Origin of the sequence: Brevundimonas sp. 374 (assembly GCF_900102995.1) — a bacterium.
Lineage (GTDB): Bacteria > Pseudomonadota > Alphaproteobacteria > Caulobacterales > Caulobacteraceae > Brevundimonas > Brevundimonas vesicularis_C.
In genome coordinates, this window is the sequence record NZ_FNKT01000002.1 from 18506 (window position 1) to 36638 (window position 18133).

Annotated in this window: 17 protein-coding genes; 9 read left to right on the forward strand and 8 right to left on the reverse strand. The window is 64.8% G+C overall.

What is annotated here, in order from left to right; all coding sequences use genetic code 11:
* Nucleotides 1–35: 35 nt before the first annotated feature.
* The 3 genes from BLR19_RS07505 to BLR19_RS07515 form a co-directional block, all read right to left on the reverse strand.
* Nucleotides 36–1838: an IlvD/Edd family dehydratase gene (locus BLR19_RS07505; protein ID WP_091749250.1), complete on the reverse strand. Its 1803-nt coding sequence runs from the start codon at nucleotides 1836–1838 to the stop codon at nucleotides 36–38.
* 1 nt (nucleotide 1839) lies between these two features.
* Nucleotides 1840–2589: an SDR family NAD(P)-dependent oxidoreductase gene (locus BLR19_RS07510; protein ID WP_091749253.1), complete on the reverse strand. Its 750-nt coding sequence runs from the start codon at nucleotides 2587–2589 to the stop codon at nucleotides 1840–1842.
* Nucleotides 2590–2689: 100 nt separating this feature from the next.
* On the reverse strand, nucleotides 2690–3463 hold the full coding sequence (locus tag BLR19_RS07515) for an IclR family transcriptional regulator (protein ID WP_091749256.1): 774 nt from the start codon (nucleotides 3461–3463) through the stop codon (nucleotides 2690–2692).
* 190 nt (nucleotides 3464–3653) lie between these two features.
* On the opposite strand from BLR19_RS07515, the gene BLR19_RS07520 reads away from it, so the two are divergent.
* Genes BLR19_RS07520 through BLR19_RS07530 form a run of 3 tightly spaced genes read left to right on the forward strand, consistent with a single transcriptional unit; the run spans nucleotide 3654 to nucleotide 6737 of the window.
* Nucleotides 3654–5228 carry a sodium/sugar symporter gene (locus tag BLR19_RS07520; protein ID WP_091749259.1) on the forward strand — a complete coding sequence of 525 codons (1575 nt, stop codon included), beginning with the start codon at nucleotides 3654–3656 and terminating at the stop codon, nucleotides 5226–5228.
* A 1-nt stretch (nucleotide 5229) separates the two neighbouring features.
* A complete protein-coding gene (locus BLR19_RS07525; RefSeq protein ID WP_091749262.1) occupies nucleotides 5230–6120 on the forward strand; it encodes a 2-dehydro-3-deoxygalactonokinase in 891 nt (296 codons plus the stop codon).
* Nucleotides 6117–6737: a 2-dehydro-3-deoxy-6-phosphogalactonate aldolase gene (locus BLR19_RS07530; RefSeq protein WP_091749265.1), complete on the forward strand. Its 621-nt coding sequence runs from the start codon at nucleotides 6117–6119 to the stop codon at nucleotides 6735–6737. Before BLR19_RS07525 ends, BLR19_RS07530 begins: the two co-directional genes overlap by 4 nt.
* 721 nt (nucleotides 6738–7458) lie before the next feature.
* On the opposite strand, the gene BLR19_RS07540 is transcribed toward BLR19_RS07530, so the two are convergent.
* Together BLR19_RS07540 and BLR19_RS07545 are read right to left on the reverse strand one after the other, a co-directional pair.
* On the reverse strand, nucleotides 7459–7842 hold the full coding sequence (locus BLR19_RS07540; RefSeq protein ID WP_091749271.1) for a hypothetical protein: 384 nt from the start codon (nucleotides 7840–7842) through the stop codon (nucleotides 7459–7461).
* Between the two features lie 21 nt (nucleotides 7843–7863).
* Nucleotides 7864–8178 carry a hypothetical protein gene (locus tag BLR19_RS07545; RefSeq protein ID WP_091749273.1) on the reverse strand — a complete coding sequence of 105 codons (315 nt, stop codon included), beginning with the start codon at nucleotides 8176–8178 and terminating at the stop codon, nucleotides 7864–7866.
* Between the two features lie 667 nt (nucleotides 8179–8845).
* Between BLR19_RS07545 and BLR19_RS14615 the strand changes: the two genes are divergently transcribed.
* The 4 genes from BLR19_RS14615 to BLR19_RS07565 all read left to right on the forward strand — a co-directional run bounded on the left by BLR19_RS14615 (nucleotide 8846) and on the right by BLR19_RS07565 (nucleotide 12326).
* Nucleotides 8846–9415: a hypothetical protein gene (locus BLR19_RS14615; RefSeq protein ID WP_143007347.1), complete on the forward strand. Its 570-nt coding sequence runs from the start codon at nucleotides 8846–8848 to the stop codon at nucleotides 9413–9415.
* 63 nt (nucleotides 9416–9478) lie between these two features.
* Complete coding sequence (locus tag BLR19_RS07555) at nucleotides 9479–10636, forward strand: Fic family protein (RefSeq protein WP_255366513.1); 1158 nt, start codon at nucleotides 9479–9481, stop codon at nucleotides 10634–10636.
* Nucleotides 10637–10746: 110 nt separating this feature from the next.
* A complete protein-coding gene (locus BLR19_RS07560; protein WP_091749281.1) occupies nucleotides 10747–11286 on the forward strand; it encodes an esterase/lipase family protein in 540 nt (179 codons plus the stop codon).
* A 359-nt stretch (nucleotides 11287–11645) separates the two neighbouring features.
* Nucleotides 11646–12326 (forward strand): IS6 family transposase, encoded by a 681-nt coding sequence (locus tag BLR19_RS07565; protein ID WP_091749284.1) that lies wholly within the window; start codon nucleotides 11646–11648, stop codon nucleotides 12324–12326.
* A gap of 275 nt (nucleotides 12327–12601) precedes the next feature.
* On the opposite strand, the gene BLR19_RS07570 is transcribed toward BLR19_RS07565, so the two are convergent.
* Together BLR19_RS07570 and BLR19_RS07575 are read right to left on the reverse strand one after the other, a co-directional pair.
* Nucleotides 12602–12814, reverse strand: coding sequence for a hypothetical protein (locus tag BLR19_RS07570; protein ID WP_091749287.1), 213 nt, complete (start codon nucleotides 12812–12814; stop codon nucleotides 12602–12604).
* A gap of 106 nt (nucleotides 12815–12920) precedes the next feature.
* Nucleotides 12921–13505 (reverse strand): arylesterase, encoded by a 585-nt coding sequence (locus BLR19_RS07575; RefSeq protein ID WP_255366514.1) that lies wholly within the window; start codon nucleotides 13503–13505, stop codon nucleotides 12921–12923.
* A gap of 192 nt (nucleotides 13506–13697) precedes the next feature.
* Between BLR19_RS07575 and BLR19_RS07580 the strand changes: the two genes are divergently transcribed.
* Together BLR19_RS07580 and BLR19_RS07585 are read left to right on the forward strand one after the other, a co-directional pair.
* On the forward strand, nucleotides 13698–14390 hold the full coding sequence (locus BLR19_RS07580) for an ABC transporter ATP-binding protein (protein ID WP_091749293.1): 693 nt from the start codon (nucleotides 13698–13700) through the stop codon (nucleotides 14388–14390).
* Nucleotides 14387–16900, forward strand: a complete 2514-nt coding sequence (locus tag BLR19_RS07585; RefSeq protein WP_091749296.1) for an ABC transporter permease — start codon at nucleotides 14387–14389, stop codon at nucleotides 16898–16900. The genes BLR19_RS07580 and BLR19_RS07585 overlap by 4 nt, the downstream gene beginning before the upstream one ends.
* Before the next feature lie 64 nt (nucleotides 16901–16964).
* Here the strand turns inward: BLR19_RS07585 and BLR19_RS07590 are convergent, their stop codons facing one another.
* Nucleotides 16965–18077 carry a pectinesterase family protein gene (locus BLR19_RS07590; protein ID WP_091749299.1) on the reverse strand — a complete coding sequence of 371 codons (1113 nt, stop codon included), beginning with the start codon at nucleotides 18075–18077 and terminating at the stop codon, nucleotides 16965–16967.
* Between the last annotated feature and the right edge of the window lie 56 nt (nucleotides 18078–18133).

Genomic DNA, 18133 nt, shown 5'->3' on the forward strand with positions numbered 1-18133 from the left:
GCGATCCCACCTCGACCGATCACGCTCTAGCCCCGTCAGTGGTTGTCGCGCGGCAGGCCGATGGTATCGACGATGCGGTGGTATTTGACGGCGGGCTCCAGCACGGCGCCGGTTTCCAGCTGGCCGACCACGTCGCGCTGCATTTCCTGCCAAGGGGTCTGGGAGGCGGGGTATTTGTAGCCGCCTGCCGCCTCGAACGCCTGGCGACGCTCGGACAGTTCCGCGTCCGAAATCAGGATGTCGGCGCGGCCGGTGTTCAGATCGATGCGGACCCGGTCGCCGGTCTTCAGCAGGGCGATGTTTCCACCCGCCGCCGCCTCGGGCGAGGCGTTCAGGATCGAGGGCGAGCCGGAGGTGCCGGACTGGCGCCCGTCGCCGATGCAGGCCAGGGCACTGACGCCCCTTTTTATGAGGTATGCCGGCGGGCGCATATTCACGACCTCGGCCGCGCCCGGATAGCCGATGGGGCCGGCGCCGCGCATGAACAGCAGGGTCTGCTCGGTGATGCCCAGGCTCTCGTCGTCGATGCGGTGGTGATAATCCTCGGGCCCGTCGAACACGACGGCCGGGCCTTCAAAGGCATTCAGATCGTCGGGGTTGGACAGATAGCGTTCGCGGAACTCGTCCGAGATCACGCTCAGCTTCATGATGGCCGAGTTGAACAGATTGCCGGTGAAGACCACGAAGCCAGCGTCGGTCTTCATCGGGGCGTCGAAGCTCTTGATGACATCGGGCAGTTGGATCTCGGCGCTCTTGCAGTTCTCGCCGATGGACTTGCCGGTGACCGTCAGGGCGTGCTCGTTGATCAGCCCCTGTTTCATCAGTTCGGAGACGACGGCGGGGACGCCGCCGGCATGGAAATAGTCCTCGCCCAGGTATTCGCCGGCGGGCTGGAGGTTGACCAGCAGCGGCACGTGCAGGCCTTCGGTCTGCCAATCCTGCAACCGCACATCGACATGGGCGTGGCGGGCCAGGGCGGTCAGGTGGATCGGGGCGTTGGTCGAGCCGCCGATGGCCGAGTTGACGACGATGGCGTTGTGGAAGGCTTCCTTGGTCAGGATATCCGACGGCTTCAGATCCTCACGCACCATCTCCACAATGCGCAGGCCCGTCTCGTAAGCGACCTGGGCGCGCTCGCGGTACGGCGCCGGAATGGCGGCCGAGCCGGGCAGCGACATCCCCAGCGCCTCGGCCAGCGAGTTCATCGTCGTCGCCGTGCCCATGGTGTTGCAATAGCCGACCGACGGGGCCGACGAGGCTACCAGTTCGATGAAGCCGTCGTAGTCGATCTCGCCGGCCGCCATCATCTGACGCGCCTTCCAGATGATGGTGCCGGACCCGGTGCGCTCGCCCTTGTGCCAGCCGTTCAGCATCGGGCCGACCGACAGGGCGATGGCGGGAATGTCCACGGTGGCGGCGGCCATCAGACAGGCGGGCGTGGTCTTGTCGCAGCCGATGGTCAGGACGACGCCGTCCAGCGGATAGCCGTAGAGGCTCTCGACCAGACCCAGATAGGCCAGGTTGCGATCCAGACCGGCGGTCGGGCGCTTGCCGGTTTCCTGGATCGGATGGACCGGGAACTCCATGGCGATGCCGCCCGCCTCGCGGATGCCTTCGCGCACCCGCTCGGCCAGGACCAGATGGTGACGGTTGCAGGGCGACAGGTCCGAGCCGGTCTGGGCGATGCCGATGATCGGCTTGTTCGACTGAAGCTCTTTTCGCGTCAGGCCGTAGTTCAGATAGCGCTCCAGATAGAGCGCCGTCATGTCCGGGTTCTCGGGATTGTCGAACCAGGCGCGGCTGCGGAGCGGCTTTGCGGTCTTGGAATTGTCGGTCATTTCAGGTCCAGCCGCCATCGACGACATAGTGTTGATTGGTGATCGCCCCCGCCTCATCCGAGCACATGAAGACGACGACGCGGGCGATGTCGTCCGGCACGAGACGGCGCTTGAGGCACTGGTTGGCGTAGATGTCTTTTTCGGTTTCCGGCGTGACCCAGAGCTCGAGTTGCCGCTCGGTCATGATCCAGCCGGGCGCGACGGCGTTCACCCGAACGCCGAACTGGCCGAAGTCTCGGGCCAGCGAGCGCGTCAGGCCGATCACCGCCGATTTGCAGGCCGTATAGGCGGCCATGCCGCCTTGGCCGATGACCCAGGAGGTCGACCCCAGATTGACGATCGCGCCCTTGCCCGTCGCCTTCATGTCAGGCAGCACGGCCTGGGCGGCGAAGAACTGGTGCTTCAGGTTCACGGCCATTCGGCCGTCCCAATAGTCTTCGGTCACCTCCAGCGTGGCGTGACGTTCGTCATGGGCGGCGTTGTTGACCAGAATATCGATGGGGCCGAAGGCGTCACGCACCGTCCCGATGGCGGCCTTCAGCGTCGGGATATCGGTAAGGTCGCAGGGGACGAACAACGCGTCCTGCCCCAGGTCGGCCTGTAGCTTGGTCCCGCGTTCGGCGTCGATATCCAGAAAGCCAACCTGTGCGCCCTGGGCGTGGAAGGCCCGAACGATGCCCTCGCCAATGCCGCCGGCGCCGCCGGTGACGACGACGGTCTTGCCCTTCAGGTCGGAGTAGATGGCAGCCATGGATGCGGGCCTCCCCAGGCCGGAGGGTCGTCTGCGCGGCCCAAGGCCCTTTTCACAAATGAAACTTGTTGCCGTCAACAAAAAATGGGCGGCGTCGGCGTCAAGCTTGGGAAACGGCGCCCATCTGATCCGAAATCACCTCTGCGGCCCGCACCAGCAGCGCCGCCGCCTCATCCTTCGTGCAGATCATCGGCGCCTGTTCGATGAAAGGGGTAATCAAGGTGGCGATCACGCCGTCCGCCCCCATGATGGGCGCCACCAGATCGGTGACGCCTTTCACGAAGTCGCTGGCCCGCTCCACATAGTCGCCTTGGGTCATCGCTTCCGAGCGGGCGGCGAACTCGTTCACCGCCTTTACTCCGAACAGGCCGACCAATGTCTCCTTGAGATGCGCCCGCGCCCGTTCATTGGCCCGCGAATAGAACATCAAGCCCGAGGTGGCGTGTAGGATGCTGCGCCTGTACCCGATCCGCACCGAATAGCCGAGGTCGCCGGGGCTCTCGATCCGCGCGATGACGACGATCTGATCGCCGGACGGCACAACAAGGTGGCACGACTGCATCGTCGCCGACGCCAGATCGCGCATGGCCGGCATGGCGACATCGACCAGCGACTTGATCGGCGCCTGGGTCATGCCCAGCGTGAACAGGCGGTTGGTCAGACGATAGCCGTCCGAGGACTGTTCGATATAGCCGCGGAACTCCAGCACCTGGATCATGCGGAACAGTTCGCTGACGGAACGTCCCAAGGTGACGGACATCTGCGACGGCGTCATCGGCTCGCCTTGTGCAGACAGCAGTTCAAGAACGTCGAGGCCCTTCTCCAAGGCGGGCGCGCGATATTTGCGATCGTCGGCGGCGTCTTGATCGGTCATGGGATTCCTGTCGCTTGGGCCCTACGTTGCCCTCGCCATCGTCGCGGAGGAAGCCGAGGCTTGGAACAAGAAAGCTACATTACCGCAGGTAAAATACACAAGCGCATATAAAAAGTCCATTGCGGCTGACCGGGGGCTAACCTAGGCTTCGACTTAAGCCCGAACACGGGCGCATCGGGGGAAGTGCACCATGTCGCTCGCAGGCATCGATCTGGCGATTCTGGCGATCTACGCCATCTTCATCTTCGGCCTGGCCCAGTGGGTCTCACGCAGTAAGGCCGGCGAACAGAAGACCTCCACCGACTATTTCATGGCATCCAAGAGCCTGCCCTGGTGGGCCATCGGCGCGTCGCTGATCGCGGCCAACATCTCGGCCGAACAGATCATCGGCATGAGCGGATCGGGCTATGTGATCGGCCTGGGGATCGCCTCCTACGAATGGATGGCGGCGCTGACCTTGTTGATCGTGGGCAAGTTCTTCCTGCCGATCTTCCTGCGCAACGAGATCGTGACCATGCCGCAGTTCCTGCAGCAGCGGTACGGGCCGACGATCCGCAATGTGATGGCCGTCTTCTGGCTGCTGCTCTACATCTTCGTGAACGTGACCTCGATCCTGTGGCTGGGCGCGATCGCCGTCCACACCGTCACCGGCTTCAACCAGGACTACGCCATCGTCGCCATCGGCGTCTTCGCCCTGGCCTATCAGCTGTGGGGCGGGTTGAAGGCCGTGGCCCTGACCGACATCGTGCAGGTGGCCCTGCTGGTCTGTGGCGGGCTGATCATCGGCTTCATCGCCCTGTCGACGATCGGCGGCGCGGGCGGAGCGGCGGCGGGCTTCCACACCCTGATCACCCAGTTCCCGGACAAGTTCGACATGATCCTGTCCAAGGACAATCCTCACTATCAGGAGCTGCCGGGCATCGCCGTCCTGCTGGGCGGCCTGTGGGTCATGAACATCAGCTATTGGGGTTTCAACCAGTACATCATCCAGCGCGCCCTGGCCGCCAAGTCGCTGCCGGAAGCCCAGAAGGGTATCGCCTTCGCCGCCTATTTGAAACTGCTGATGCCGGTGATCGTAGTGCTGCCGGGCATGGCGGCGCTGATCCTGGCCCCGAACCTGTCAACGCCGGACCAGGCCTATCCGACGATGATGAACCTGCTGCCGGTAGGTCTGAAAGGTCTGGTCTTCGCCGCCCTGATCGCCGCCATCATCGCCTCGCTGGCGTCCAAGGTGAACTCGATCTCGACCATCTTCACCCTGGACCTCTACGCGAAGATCAGGAAGGACACGCCCGAGCATCAGCTGGTCACGGTCGGCCGCATCGCCGCCGTCGCCGCCGTCGTCATCGGCATGCTGACCGCCCGCCCGCTGCTGGGCGGCTTCGATCAGGCGTTCCAGTTCATTCAGGAGTTCACCGGCTTCTTCACCCCCGGCATCGTGGTCATCTTCATGCTGGGCCTGTTCTGGAAGCGGGCGTCCGAAGCCGGCGCCCTGACAGCCGCCATCGGCTCGGTCGTGCTGTCGGCCATCTTCTGGTGGTTGCAGGAAACCGGCCAGTTCATCTTCCCCTTCATGAACCGGGTCGGCGTCGTCTTCGTCGTCTCGCTGATCGCGGCGGTGATCGTGTCCCTGCTGGTCCCGGCCAAGCCCGACGCCATGAAGATCAAGCTGGACCAGATCAGCTACAAGACCTCGCTGGGCTTCAACCTGGCGGCGGTCGGCGTGATCGCCTTCCTGATCCTAGTCTATACGATCTGGTGGTGAGGTGAGTTCAGCGAACGGACTGATTGGGGTCGATTGGGGCACCAGCAATCTGCGCGTCATGCGGATCGCCGAGGGCGGCGCGGTGCTGGACAGCCGCTCCGACCCGCGCGGCGCCGGCGGCCTTGCGCCGAACCAGTTCCACGACGTGCTGAACGCGGTCGCGGGCGACTGGCTGAACGACGGCTTGCCGGTGCTGGTCAGCGGCATGGCCGGGGCGCGGGGCCGGTGGCGTGAAATGGCCTATCTGCCCTGCCCCGCCGGCGTCGCCGAACTGGCCATAGCTGTCGCCAGCCCTGACGATGCGCCCTACGTCTCCATCGTGCCCGGGGTCGCCGTATTCGAGGACGGCCGCCTTCAGGACGTGATCCGCGGCGAGGAGACTCAGGTCTTCGGCCTGGAGGCGCCCGACGACGCCGTCATCGTCGGCCCCGGCACCCACAGCAAATGGATCCGCACCGCTGGCGGCCGGGTCACGGATTTCCGCACCTTCATGACCGGCGAACTGTTCGCCGCAATCCGCAAGAGCACAATCCTTGGCGCCGGCATGGGTGATCCCGGCATGGACGACGACGCCTTCGCCGCTGGTGTCGAGCGATCATTGCGCGACCCAGCCCTAACCGCCGCCCTGTTCTCAGTGCGGGTTGAAGGTTTGGCCGGACGCCTTTCAGCGGCATCCTCGGCCGACTATCTATCCGGCCTGCTGATCGGGGCCGAGGTCGCGGCCCAGGCCGACGCCAACCACCGCCCTGTCATCCTGCTCGGCGCCGAGGCCCTGAGCCGCCGCTACGCCGCCGCCTTGGCGCAGGGCGGTTTCCAAGACGTCCGTATCGCGGACGGCGCCGCCGCCACGGCCAAGGGTCTGTGGCGCATTCACGAGGCCGCACACCGATGATCCCTGTTTCCATTGAAAGCCTGGACGCCCTGCCGCTGATCGCCATCCTGCGCGGCCTGAAACCGGACGAGGCGGTCGACATCGGCGAGGCCATCGTCGCCGCCGGTTTCCGCTGCCTGGAAGTGCCGCTGAATTCGCCCGAGCCGCTGGAAAGCATCCGCCGCCTGCGCCAGGCCTTGGACGGCCGCGCCTTGGTCGGCGCCGGCACTGTGCTGAACGTCGCAGCAGCGCGCGAAGTCGCAGAGGCCGGCGGCCAGCTGATCATCTCGCCCAATACGAACGTCGAGGTGATCGCCGAGACCAAGACCCTGAGCTTGCTGTCCCTGCCCGGCTTCTTCACCCCGTCCGAGGCTTTCGCCGCCCTGGACGCTGGCGCCGACGCGCTGAAGCTCTTCCCCGCCGAGATCGCCGGTCCCAAGGGTCTGAAAGCCGTCCGCGCCGTCCTGCCCGCCGAAACCCGCATCTACCCCGTCGGCGGCGTCGATCCCGACAGCATGGCCGCCTGGCGGATCGCCGGCGCCTCCGGCTTCGGCATCGGCTCGGCCGTTTTTCAGCCAGGGCAGTCAGCTGAACAGGTCGCCCGTCAGGCGGCCGGATTTGTAGTGCAGTGGTCCTGATGAGAAATGCAAACCGCCACGCTCGCATTTTCCGTCAGATCAAGGTGACGGCTGAGGGTGAACTTATGGGCAACCGGTCCAAATGGTTCAGCCGTTATCTCCGCAGGGTCTGCGGCGTCGTTGATGATCGGGTGGTGTTCCACTCGTTCCGCCATAGCTTCAAGCACTACGCTCGTGCGAAGAACGCCTAAGCCTAGGTGTCCAACGAGATTACGGGCACGAAGGCGGGGACGTGGCTGATCAATACGCCGGTCTGGAATAACTCCTGGCGCCGCTGGTCTAGGGCAGGCCGCGCTATCGGGTGCCAGGCTTCGCTCTGCCGCCCTCGCCAGCTTCCCTGAGATAGCCGGGAAGACCGGAAAGCTGTGCGCGGGGACGGCAGATGGGTTTCGGCCGGGTTGATTTGTTCGTCAGGGACGGCGAGGCCCCTTAGTGCGTGTTTCTCAGATGGCGGCGGCCGGGCCTGCGGACGCGAAACCGATTGCCTGCGGTTTGGGTTGCGCGCCGCTGCCGCGCCGACCCTGCGCGGAATAGTCCAAAGCCCTGTCGTGGTCGATGCAGGCCTGAGTGCCGGGCGCGATGATGCCTGTCACAAGGAAGCCGGGGCTGCAGGTCCGGCTGGCTATAGGTCCTCCGGGCGCATCGTCGTGGGCGGGTCTTGCTGCGCTGCGGCCTGAGCCTCTGGGAAGTCAAAGCTCTCCCGGTTCAGGGCGGCTTCGCTCTATCCGACAAGAGCGCGCCGCGCTCTGCCAGATCGCGGGCGGCGTCCATCTTTCCGGCTTAAGCGTCCGCTGCCGACAACTTCTCGGCCTTCGATCTCTGCGGCGAGGACGCTCTCAGCGATGGCGTCGATAGCGGCGTCCCGATAAACGTTGAGCGCATAGTCATAGCAAGCCACGTCGTTGGCTAGGGCGGCTTCCATGATGCAGGCGATGTTGCCGACAATGACGCCAACGTCGGTGTGTTGGTCGGCGAACCCATTGATGGCGATTTCAACGGCCCGCCGCGGTTCATGGATTTGGCGCAGGGCGACTGCGCGTGGATGGACCGAGAAGGGATCGAGGCCGTGGGCGTGGATGGTGGCGAGGGCGACATTGACCTTCACCCGTTGTTTCCATGGTCAGTCTCATTGGCCTTTTCCTTCTTGATGGGCTTCCTCGAGGGCCGCCTCGCCTTCGCCGGTCAGGATCGCCAGCCTCGCCACGCGCAGTCCTTCAGCCTTGGACAATGACAGGTCCAGAGCATCGCCGCCGTCGAGGATCGGTTGATAGGCTTCCAGCCCTTCCCCGGCTTCAAGGTTGAAATCCTCCAAGCTCCCGGCCGCAATGTAGTCCGCACGTTTCTTCCGCAGGGCGACCAGCGCCCGCGTGGCGTAAACATCTATATCGATTGGCAGAGCCGCCTTGGCCTTAGCGGCAGGGGCGGATCCACTGGCGGCCATAGCCGGCCATCGCCTCAGCGGACTCCCGGTCTTGAGCAGCCCACAAAGCGACCTGTAAGTGTTTCACCTCAGCCGGGTCCGCCGTCCCTAACGCCCTGACGATTTTACGCTTGCCGCCGTATGCAGCACGAAGTTCGAAGGAGATGATGCGGCGCGTGGAATACCGCCCCCTCGCGTCTGATTAGCCCAGTCAACACGTTTGCCTCTCCGTATCGGGTATAGCAGACATTCGGCCAGCGACCATTTTATGTGACTGATTTCTCTACAAACTCTTCTAGATCAAGAGCTTTTAGCACCGTGGCGGCTAGAGAGGAAGTCGTTTTTCCTCGTAGATCCAAGCCCTTTTTTCCCGTTTGGCTAACCCCTCGGGAGACATCGCGGCCAGGAAAAACCCCGCCAGCGTTGCAGCGCTCGGCGGGGTTCGAATGGGCTTGGCACAACACTCAAGGCCGCAGGCATCCTACCCACTGCCAGACTCGGCTGCAACGCCGGAGGCTCTGCCATGAGCCGCCGTCTCGATCCTGAAAACTTCTGCGCAGAAAAACTCGCTTGGCATAGACGGATCATGCGAGACCCCGCCGTCTCACGGTCCGCCAAATCTGTCGTCAGCCTACTCGTCCACGACCTGAACCCCTGCGTAGGGGGTGCCTGGAGGGGCTAGGACAGCATGGCCGCCAGCCTTGGCTTGAGCGACAGGCAACTGGGGCGTCTGCTCAAACAACTCGAAGCCGCTGCTTATCTTCAAATCGAAGTTCGCAAGGGCCGTAGCCGAACCAATATTTACCGCGCCACACTACCCGGCGACGCCGCAGAGGCATCTGAAAAGCGGACATCCATGACCGATCAAATAGGAGAAAAGCGGACACCCGCGTCCACTCAACCGCCAAAAAACCGGACACCCAAGTCACGAAAACCGGACATGGACGTCCGACAATTCCCTTATGACTCCATTAGAAGATTTCGCGCCGCCGAAAGCCAGCAGCGGGACGTGGTCGGTACGCCGGCGCAGGTTGTCTCGTTTGCGCAGGCCGACATCCGGCAGGCGGTCGTGCAGATCGTGGGGGAAGCTGCGACGGTGAGCTATCTGGATCGCGCCAGATGGGAGCCCGATGGCCAACGCATCGTCTGCTCCAGTCCTACCGCATTCGGTCGGCTGAAAGACCTTGTCGGTCGTCCGCTTGCTGAGAGAGGCGTGTCCATCGCTCTGCGCTGCAAAGCCACACGCCTTGCGGCCTGATCGGAGCTTGCGGCGAATGTCTGCGATATTCACCGCAAATTTTGCGCTGATTGAGTCTTGTTCTTGCGGCGAATAGCATCCACATTCCCCGCAGAAAGTGCGGCAAATATGATTTATATCCATAAGCGGGCCGGTTGGCCAAATCTGATTTGGGACGATAGCACCCTTGCCCAGCCGCTTGCCGCAGCGCGCCATCGCCAAGGCCGGCTGATCGGGCGGATGGAGGCCTTGGGTTTTGCGCTTCGCGAGGAGGCCGTCCTCCGCACCCTGACCGAGGACGTGTTGAAGTCCAGCGAGATCGAGGGCGAAGTCCTCGACCGCGAACAGGTCCGTTCATCCATCGCCCGCCGCCTGGGCATGGACGTCGTCGGCATGGTCCCGGCGGACCGCGACGTCGAGGGCGTTGTCGAGATGATGCTCGACGCCACCCAGAACTACGCCCAGCCGCTTACCGCCGACCGCCTGTTCGCCTGGCACGCCGCCCTCTTCCCGACCGGCCGCAGCGGCATGAGCCGCATCACCGTTGGGGGCTGGCGCACGCCGGACGGCGACCCGATGCAGGTCGTCTCGGGCCCGGTCGGTCGCGAACGCATCCACTACGAAGCCCCGTCCGCCGTCCGCCTCGACGCCGAAATGGCGGCCTTCCTGCAATGGTCCGAGACCGCCACGCCCGACCCGGTGCTGAAGGCCGGCGTCGCACACCTGTGGTTCGTCACCAACCACCCTTTCGACGACGGCAACGGCCGCATCGCCCGCGCCATCGCGGACCTCGCTCTTGCCCGGGCTGAAGGCACCGCTCAGCGGTTCTACAGCATGTCCGCCCAAATCCGCGCGGAGCGGAAGGCCTATTACGAAATGCTGGAAGCGACCCAGAAGGGCGACCTGAACATCACCGCCTGGTTGCTCTGGTTCATCGCCTGCCTCGACCGCGCATTCGACGGCGCCGAGACGATCCTTGCCAGCGTCATGCGCAAGGCCCGCTTCTGGGAGGCCCTGGCAGATCAGCCGATGAACGAACGCCAGAGAAAGGTGCTCAACCGGCTCCTCGACGGCTTTGAGGGCAAGCTCACCAACGCCAAATGGGCCGCATTGGCGAAGACTTCATCTGACACCGCGCTGCGCGATATTAGCGATCTGGTGCAGCGGGGGTTACTAGAACGGGATGCCGGGGGGGGGCGGAGCACCAGTTACTCACTCGTTGAGGAACGCGCGCGGCTCTAATTTCTGAAGCATGACTGGCCGTGACTGGTAAAGGGTTGGATCCATCAGTGGTTGATTTACGGCCCCGCTTTCGCGCAGATGGAGGCGGACTAGGGCGGGGGATCACCGACATGCTGGGCATCGTGTTCGTTCCGGGCATCATGGGGAGCCGGCTAGCGCTCAACGGAAACGAAATCTGGCCCCCGACCATCCGTGAGGCATTGCTCGGCTACCGACGGATCGACGCGCTCGCCGATCCCGACGCCGCCCCTAGCGGGGTGATCGAGCGGGTATCCTGCAAGCCAGTTAACGAACGTATTCTGGGCGACTTGTCCTTTATCGCCTCTGGAAGAGCGGGCGTCGCCCGCGGACTGTTCGCACCGTTTCACTATGACTGGCGCAAGGATCTGCGCGAGGCTGCGGCCGCCCTCGCGGATCACCTGGACGATCTCCTCGGGAACGGTGCGAGCGAAGTCCGGATCGTAGCCCACTCGATGGGCGGGCTGGTGACCCGCTGCTATCTCGAATGCGGCGATTATGATGACCGCCCGGGCTGGACGGCGGTGAAGGGGCTTCTGACTGCGGCGACGCCGCACCGGGGGGCACCGGTCGCGCTTGGGCGCGCGTTGGGATTGGAAGCGACCGTCGGTTTTTCGGGGACGGACACCTAGCGGCTGTCCGCCGAGCCGGCGTTCCCATCCCTTTACCAACTGCTGCCCGACGAGGGCGTCGTGAGCGCCTGGTCCTGGACCGGTCGTAACAAGGTCGCCGCCGACATCTACGATCCGACCCTGTCAGCCTCGCTTAAGCTTTCGGCCCCGAATCTTCAGGCCGCACGGGAGCTTCGCGAAATACTTGAACGGGGCGGGCGTCCGAAGCATGTCGCCTATCAAAGCATCGCCGCGACCGGTCATCGCACCGTGACGAGGGTCGATGTGCGCGGAGGTCGCTCGCGTGATGGTGCTGTCAGTCTAACGCTAACTTGTCTCCACTTGAGGCCGCCTAATGGTCTGATCGGAGATCGCATTTCGTGAAGCCGCTATCGTTTAAGCGCCATCGCTTCCCAGCGGCGGTGATCCGCCAGGCTGTGTGGCTGTACTTTCGCTTCAGCCTCAGCCTTCGTGACGTTGAAGAGCTTATGGCCGCGCGCGGAATCGATGTCAGCTATGAGACAATCCGCTGCTGGACGATCAAGTTCGGGCCACAGATTGCGCGGCGGCTGAAGAAGCTTCGCCCCTCCCCTTCTCCCCGCTGGCATCTCGACGAGGTCGTTTGCTCGGTCGGTGGGAAGCGAATGTTCCTATGGCGCGCCGTAGATGCCGAAGGCGAGGTGCTGGACGTTGTCGTCCAGCGACGGCGGGATACCGATGCGGCCTTGAAGCTGCTCCGGCGTCTGCTGCGGAAACAGCGTGTCGAGCCCGAGAAGATCGTCACCGATGGGCTCGCATCATACCAAGCAGCATTGGGCCAACTTGGTCTCCGGCACCTACATTCCCCTGGCCGACTGCGAGAAAACAATCGAGCGGAGAACTCGCATCTGCCAATCCGGCGGCGAGAGCGGCAGCAGCAGTTGTTTAAATCCCAAGCGTCAGCCCAACGATTTCTCACCACTCATGCCGCGATCTACAACACCTTTTACACTCAACGACATCTAATCACCCGCCGTTTCCGCGCCGGGGCGAATGCGGCATGGGCCGTAGCTGTCGCCTGAGTTTTCGTCGGGTTGGGCCAGCTGCCATGCTCATCCATTAACCTGACAGCACTCATATCAGCTACGCGTGAGCGAGGAACGTTCGCCACGATCGTGGAGATACCCGTTATCCGGCGGCCTCACGCTGATTCCTTAGCGCGCAAGTTACAGACACTTCGATGCGCCTTCAGAGCGGATGGAAAGCAGAACGATCGCCCGCAGCTGTCGGCCAGCAGCAATCCTGACGTCATCGGCATCTGGGCATATCAGGCGGCAGAATTTGAATAGCGATCCGATCAAAGCCTAGACCGCACTTCGAAGTCGAGCGTCCAGCGCCCTTTTCCAGCCGGACGAAAATCGGCAATCCGGGCGGCGATCTGGCGATCCAGGCCGTCGAGCATGGCGGTGCCATTGGCGACCAGGGCCACTGTTGCATTGGTCTGCCAGAATGGACCGCTTTCGCCCTTTAGCGTGAAGCGAAGATGCACGGTGTCGTTGGATTTCGGCATAGGACGCTCAGACAGGAATTCTTTTCAAACAACAGTCAGCTCTGTCGCACAAGGCGACGAGCAACCGGGGGCTCGGTGCGATCTCATAACTTCGCCGCGTCCTTGACTACACAGACAGCGCTTTTGCGACGACCGGCGCCAATCCGTCGGCGATGACGCGTACACCTTCGGCGTTGGGGTGTATGCCGTCTGGCTGATTGTAGCGGCGATCCAGGGCCACCCCTTCCAGCAGGAAAGGATACGCTGGGACATCTTCCTTGCGCGCCAGGTCCGCGAAGATGCGATCGAACTCGGCGGCATAGGCGCCATATTGAGGCGGCGCCTTCATCCCCGCCAGCAGGACGGGAATATCGCGCGCCTTCAGCGACGTTATGATGGCCTCCAGATTGGATCGGACCGTTTTGGGATCCACGCCCTGAAGCATGTCATTGCCCCCCAGGGCCACGATGCACAGGTCGGTGTCGTCCTGCACGCTATAGCTGACTCGGGCCAGGCCGCCGCCTGTCGTGTCGCCCGAAACCCCGGCGCCGCGAACCCTCACCCTGATCCCCTTCGCCCTCAACGCCTCTTCCAGGCGTACAGGCAGAGCCTCGGCCGAAGGCAGGCCGAAGCCGGCGGTGATGGAATCGCCCAGCAGCGTCACGATCTTTTCCGGCCCGTCCGAAGGTGCAGCCTTGGGTGAAGGCGACACCGAGGCCTCAGCCGGCGCCTCTGACGTCTCTTCTTTCGAGGCGCTGCATCCGGCAAGGACGAGCCCTACCCCTCCGGTCAGGAGCGTGCGGCGTGGAATGGGCGGCATGGGCGAAGGGGGCTTTGGAGTCATGATCTGCACCCCCATATAGGGACCAGCTTTCCTCCTCCCAATGCAGCAGGCGACTTATCGATGGCTTCAGCCGCTCCGCTCGTCCTCGATGGCGTCGTCCTCACCCTGCCTTCGGCGGCAGGACCCGTGAAAATCCTTCGCGGCTTGGACCTGGCCGTTGCGCCCGGCGAGACGGTCTCCATCGTCGGCCCCTCTGGATCAGGCAAATCCTCGTTGATCTCCATCGCTGCAGGGCTGGAAACCCCAACCCGGGGCCAAGCCATGCTGTTCGGTCAGGATATGGCCGCGTTGGGCGAGGACGGCCGTGCCCGCCTGCGCCGGGGGCGCGCCGCTCTGGTTTTTCAAAGCTTCCACCTCCTGCCCAATATGACGGCCGAGGAGAATGTGTCCGCGCCGCTGGAGTTGGCCTACAGGCCGGGGGCTGTGGCCTTGGCGCGTAGCTGGCTGGAGCGGGTCGGCTTGGGTGCCCGACGGTCGCACTATCCGCACCAGATGTCCGGCGGCGAGCAGCAGCGTGTCGCCCTGGCCCGCGCCTTGGCGGTCGGGCCCGAACTGCTGTTCGCTGACGAACCGACCGGAAATCTGGACGGGACCAACGGCGCCTTGGTCGCCGACTTGCTGTTCGACCTCGTGCGCGACAGCAGCGCCGCCCTGGTCATAGTGACCCATGACGACCGTCTCGCCGCGCGCGCGGACCGGATTGTGACGATGCGCGACGGCCGGGTCGTCGCCCCGGCCTTGGCCTCTGCATGAGACTCGCCGTCAGCTTCGCCCGCCGCGAACTCCGTTCCGGAATAGCAGGCTTTCGAATCTTTCTGGCCTGTCTGGCGCTGGGCGTGGCGGCGATCGCCGCCTCGGGGTCGACTGCAGAGGCCTTCCGCCAGGGACTGGCCAGCCAGGCGAGGGAGATCCTCGGCGGGGACGTCGTGTTCAGCCTCGACCAGGGCCGGTTCAGCCCTGACCAACGCGCCGCCTTCGCCGCCTTGGGCCCCGTGGCCTATTCGGTACGCGCCAACGGCATGGCCGAGACCGGAACTGGTCAGCGTCGTCTGGTCGATATGCGCGGGGTCGACGCCGCCTACCCCTTGGTCGGCGCGGTCGAATTGTCGGGCGCCCCTGATCTGGCCACGGCCTTGCGCGTCGAGAACGGCATAGCGGGGGCCGTCGTCGAACAGGGCCTGCTGGAACGATTGAATCTCAAGCTCGGCGACACCTTCACCGTCGGCGGCGCGCGGTACGTCGCCCGCGCCGTCCTGCTGGCCGAACCTGACCGACTTGGCCGGGGCTTTGCGCTCGGGCCACGCGTGGTGACGACGGTCCCCGCCGTCGAACAGGCCGGCCTGCTTGCGCCCGGCGGCCTGTTCGGCGAGGCTGTGCGCATCGCCCTTCCCGGCGACGTCGACCCCAAGGCCGCCATCGCTGGCGTCGAAAAACGGTTTCCGCAGAGCCGGCTCGAAGCCCGGGATCGGTCGGAGGCCGCCGCCGGCGCCGGACGGCTGATCGATCAGCTGGAGTATTTCTTGGGCTTCATCGGTCTGTCCTCCCTGGTGGCCGGCGGACTCGGCGTCGGGGGCGCCGTTTCGGCCTATCTCGAGGGGCGTAAACCGTCCATCGCGACGCTGAAGGCGCTCGGCGCCGAGGGCGGGCTGATCCGCGACATCTATCTGATCCAGATCGGCGTGCTGGCCGCCGTCGGGGTCGCTATCGGGCTGTTGATCGGGGCCGTCGCACCGCTGGTCATCGGCGTGCTGGCGAAGGACAGCCTGCCCATCCCCGCCCTCTTCGCGGTCTATCCGGCGCCACTGGTCAAGGCCGGAGCATTCGGCCTTCTGGCGGCCGGCGCCTTCGCGCTCGCACCCCTGGCCCGCGCCCGCGCCACACCGCCTTCCGCCTTGTTCCGTCGCCAGCTTACCGACCGACCGGTTCTCGGCGTCGAACTGGTCTTCGCTGTCCTGGCCGCTATGGGATTGGCGGGTCTGGCCCTTTGGACCGCGCCGTCCAAGCTTGCAGCGGCGGCGTTGATCGGCGGCACGGTCGTCGCCTTCGCCCTTCTGTGGGCGCTCGGCCGTACGGCGGCCTTCCTGGCCGGGCGTTTGAGACGACACGCCGGCGGGGCGGTGCGGCTGGGACTTGCCAATCTCGCCGGGCCGCGCTCGGCGGCGCGCACCGCCTCCCCCGCCATCGGCCTGGGCGTCGCGCTTCTGGCCATGGTCGTCCTGATCCAATCCAGCCTGCTGGGTCAGATCACCGAGGTCGCACCACGATCGGCCCCATCCGTCGTCTTCACGGAAATCCCCGCTGATCGCGGCGCGGCGTTCGATGCGGCGGTGGCGAAGGTGATGGCGACGCCCGGACCGGATCGCTATCGGCGCCTTCCCCTGCTGACCGGGCGGATCGTGCGGTTGAAGGGCGCGCCGGTCGATGTGGACGCCCTGCCTCAAGGCGAACGCTGGGCCTTCGATCAGGATATTCTCCTGTCCGCCCTGGCCGGCGCGCCGGACGATGCGAATGTCGTGTCCGGCAAATGGTGGGCCGCCGACTATGCCGGTCCGCCTCAGATCGCGCTCTCTCGGGATCTGGCCAAGGCCGCCAATCTCAAGGTGGGCGACAGCCTGACCCTGCAACTGCTGGGCCGCGAGATGGATGTGCGCATCGCCGCCCTTCGTCGGACCGAGCCGGGCGGGTTCGGGACCAACTTCCTGCTCGTCCTCAACGCCGCCGCCATCGAAGGGGCCAATCCGCGCAGCGTCGCCATCGCTCGCGCCTCGCCCGCCGAAGAACGCGCCCTGACGCAGGCGCTTGGCGCAGACTTCCGAGAGGTGAACATCATCAGCGTCCGCGAGCAGCTCGAGGCCGCCGCCACCCTGTTCGACCGCCTCGCCCTGGCCATTCGCGGGGCTGCGGCCGTCGCCGGCTTGGCCGGTCTGCTCGTTCTGGTCGGGGCCATTGCGGCGGGCGTGCGCGAGCGGGCGCGCGAGGCCGCCGTGCTCAAGGTGCTGGGCGGCTCCCACGCCCAGATCCTGAGCGCCTACCTTGTGGAGTACAGCCTGGTCGGCGCCATCGCCGGTCTGGCCGGCCTCCTTCTCGGCGCCGCCGGCGCCTGGCCTGTCGTGACCCTCGCGTTCAAGGCGACCTGGAGCGTGGACTGGACCGGCGTCGTTCTTCTTCTCACCAGCGCCACGGGCGTCGCTGCTCTGGGCGGCGGTGTGGCGGCCCTGCACGCCCTGTCGCGTCGCCCGGCGCCGGTTCTTCGGTCGGATTGATCGGAATGGTAACGTCCAGTTCGCCTGGATGCCGGTTCGGAAAATTAAGCACGCTGCATAGCGGCTAGCGTCGTCCTATGACGGCAGCTATATCGATCCGCCTCGCCTGCTCGATCGTCAGGCGCTTCCCACGCGAAAAGTCCGCGCGACCGGGACCGCGCGATCCGAAACTGGCGAAGCGGGCGTCCTCGGGCTGGAGCATTGTGCGGGGATTGCCGTCGCGGCCGGTGTACCACATCTCGGTCCAGCCCGCCGGCGCGATATGATCGTCCATCCAGCAGTCTAGGAAGGTCGCTGCGCCGACAAACTTCGGATCGCCGTACCGACCATCAGGGAAGGTGCTGGACGGTCGCCAGGGGCGCCCCAAGAAGACGGAACCCCGCATAACACCGGCGTCCCTCGTCAGACGGCAATCGTGGAAGACAAAGCCGTAGTCCTGCTCGATCGGCGTGCTTGGGGCGACGATATAGCCTTCGACCGGATCGGCGGGACGCAGTCGCGATCGGATTTCGCAACGTTCGAACCAAACACGCCCACCACCGAAGATGAAGTCATAGCTGCCAGTGATGAGGCAGTTTTCAAACAGGGTCGCGCCCGCGTCGGGGAACAAGGTGTCCTGATAGCTGAGAATATCGCAGTTGCGGACGACCGCGCGGTCTGACCCCTTGTCCATCATCAGAGCCACGGCCTGGGGCCCTGCGCCATTGTGAGAGTGCAGGCCGTTCGGCTTGGTCATTTCCGCCAGACCGTCGAAGGCATTATTGATCGTCAGGTTCTCGGCGCGAAAATCGGGCGCGCGAACGAACAGGGTCGGGGTGCGGAACGTGCCCCACATCCGCCCATCCGGCGCCGCCAATCCCGATGCCGCCAGGTGATTGATCACCGAGCCTGACCGATCCTCGCCGATCAGATGAACGAAGGGCTTATCGACCACAACTTGCTCGGTCCAGATGCCGCGCGTGATCAGGATGCGGAACGGCTTTCGCCCGTCCGCCGGTGCGGCGGCGATGGCGGCGGAAAGGGTGGGATAGGAAGGCGCGCCGACCCGACGACCGGAGTCGCTTGTCCCCAGCACAGCATCGTAGGGCGCCACAGCGGCCCAGGAAGACGGCGGCGCCATCATCGGCAAAGCTGCTGCGGCGACAAGCGCCTGACGGCGCGAGAATGACAGACGCATGAGAGCCCCTAATGAAAAAGAAGGCGCCGGCCGACAGGTCGGCCAGCGCCCAGTCT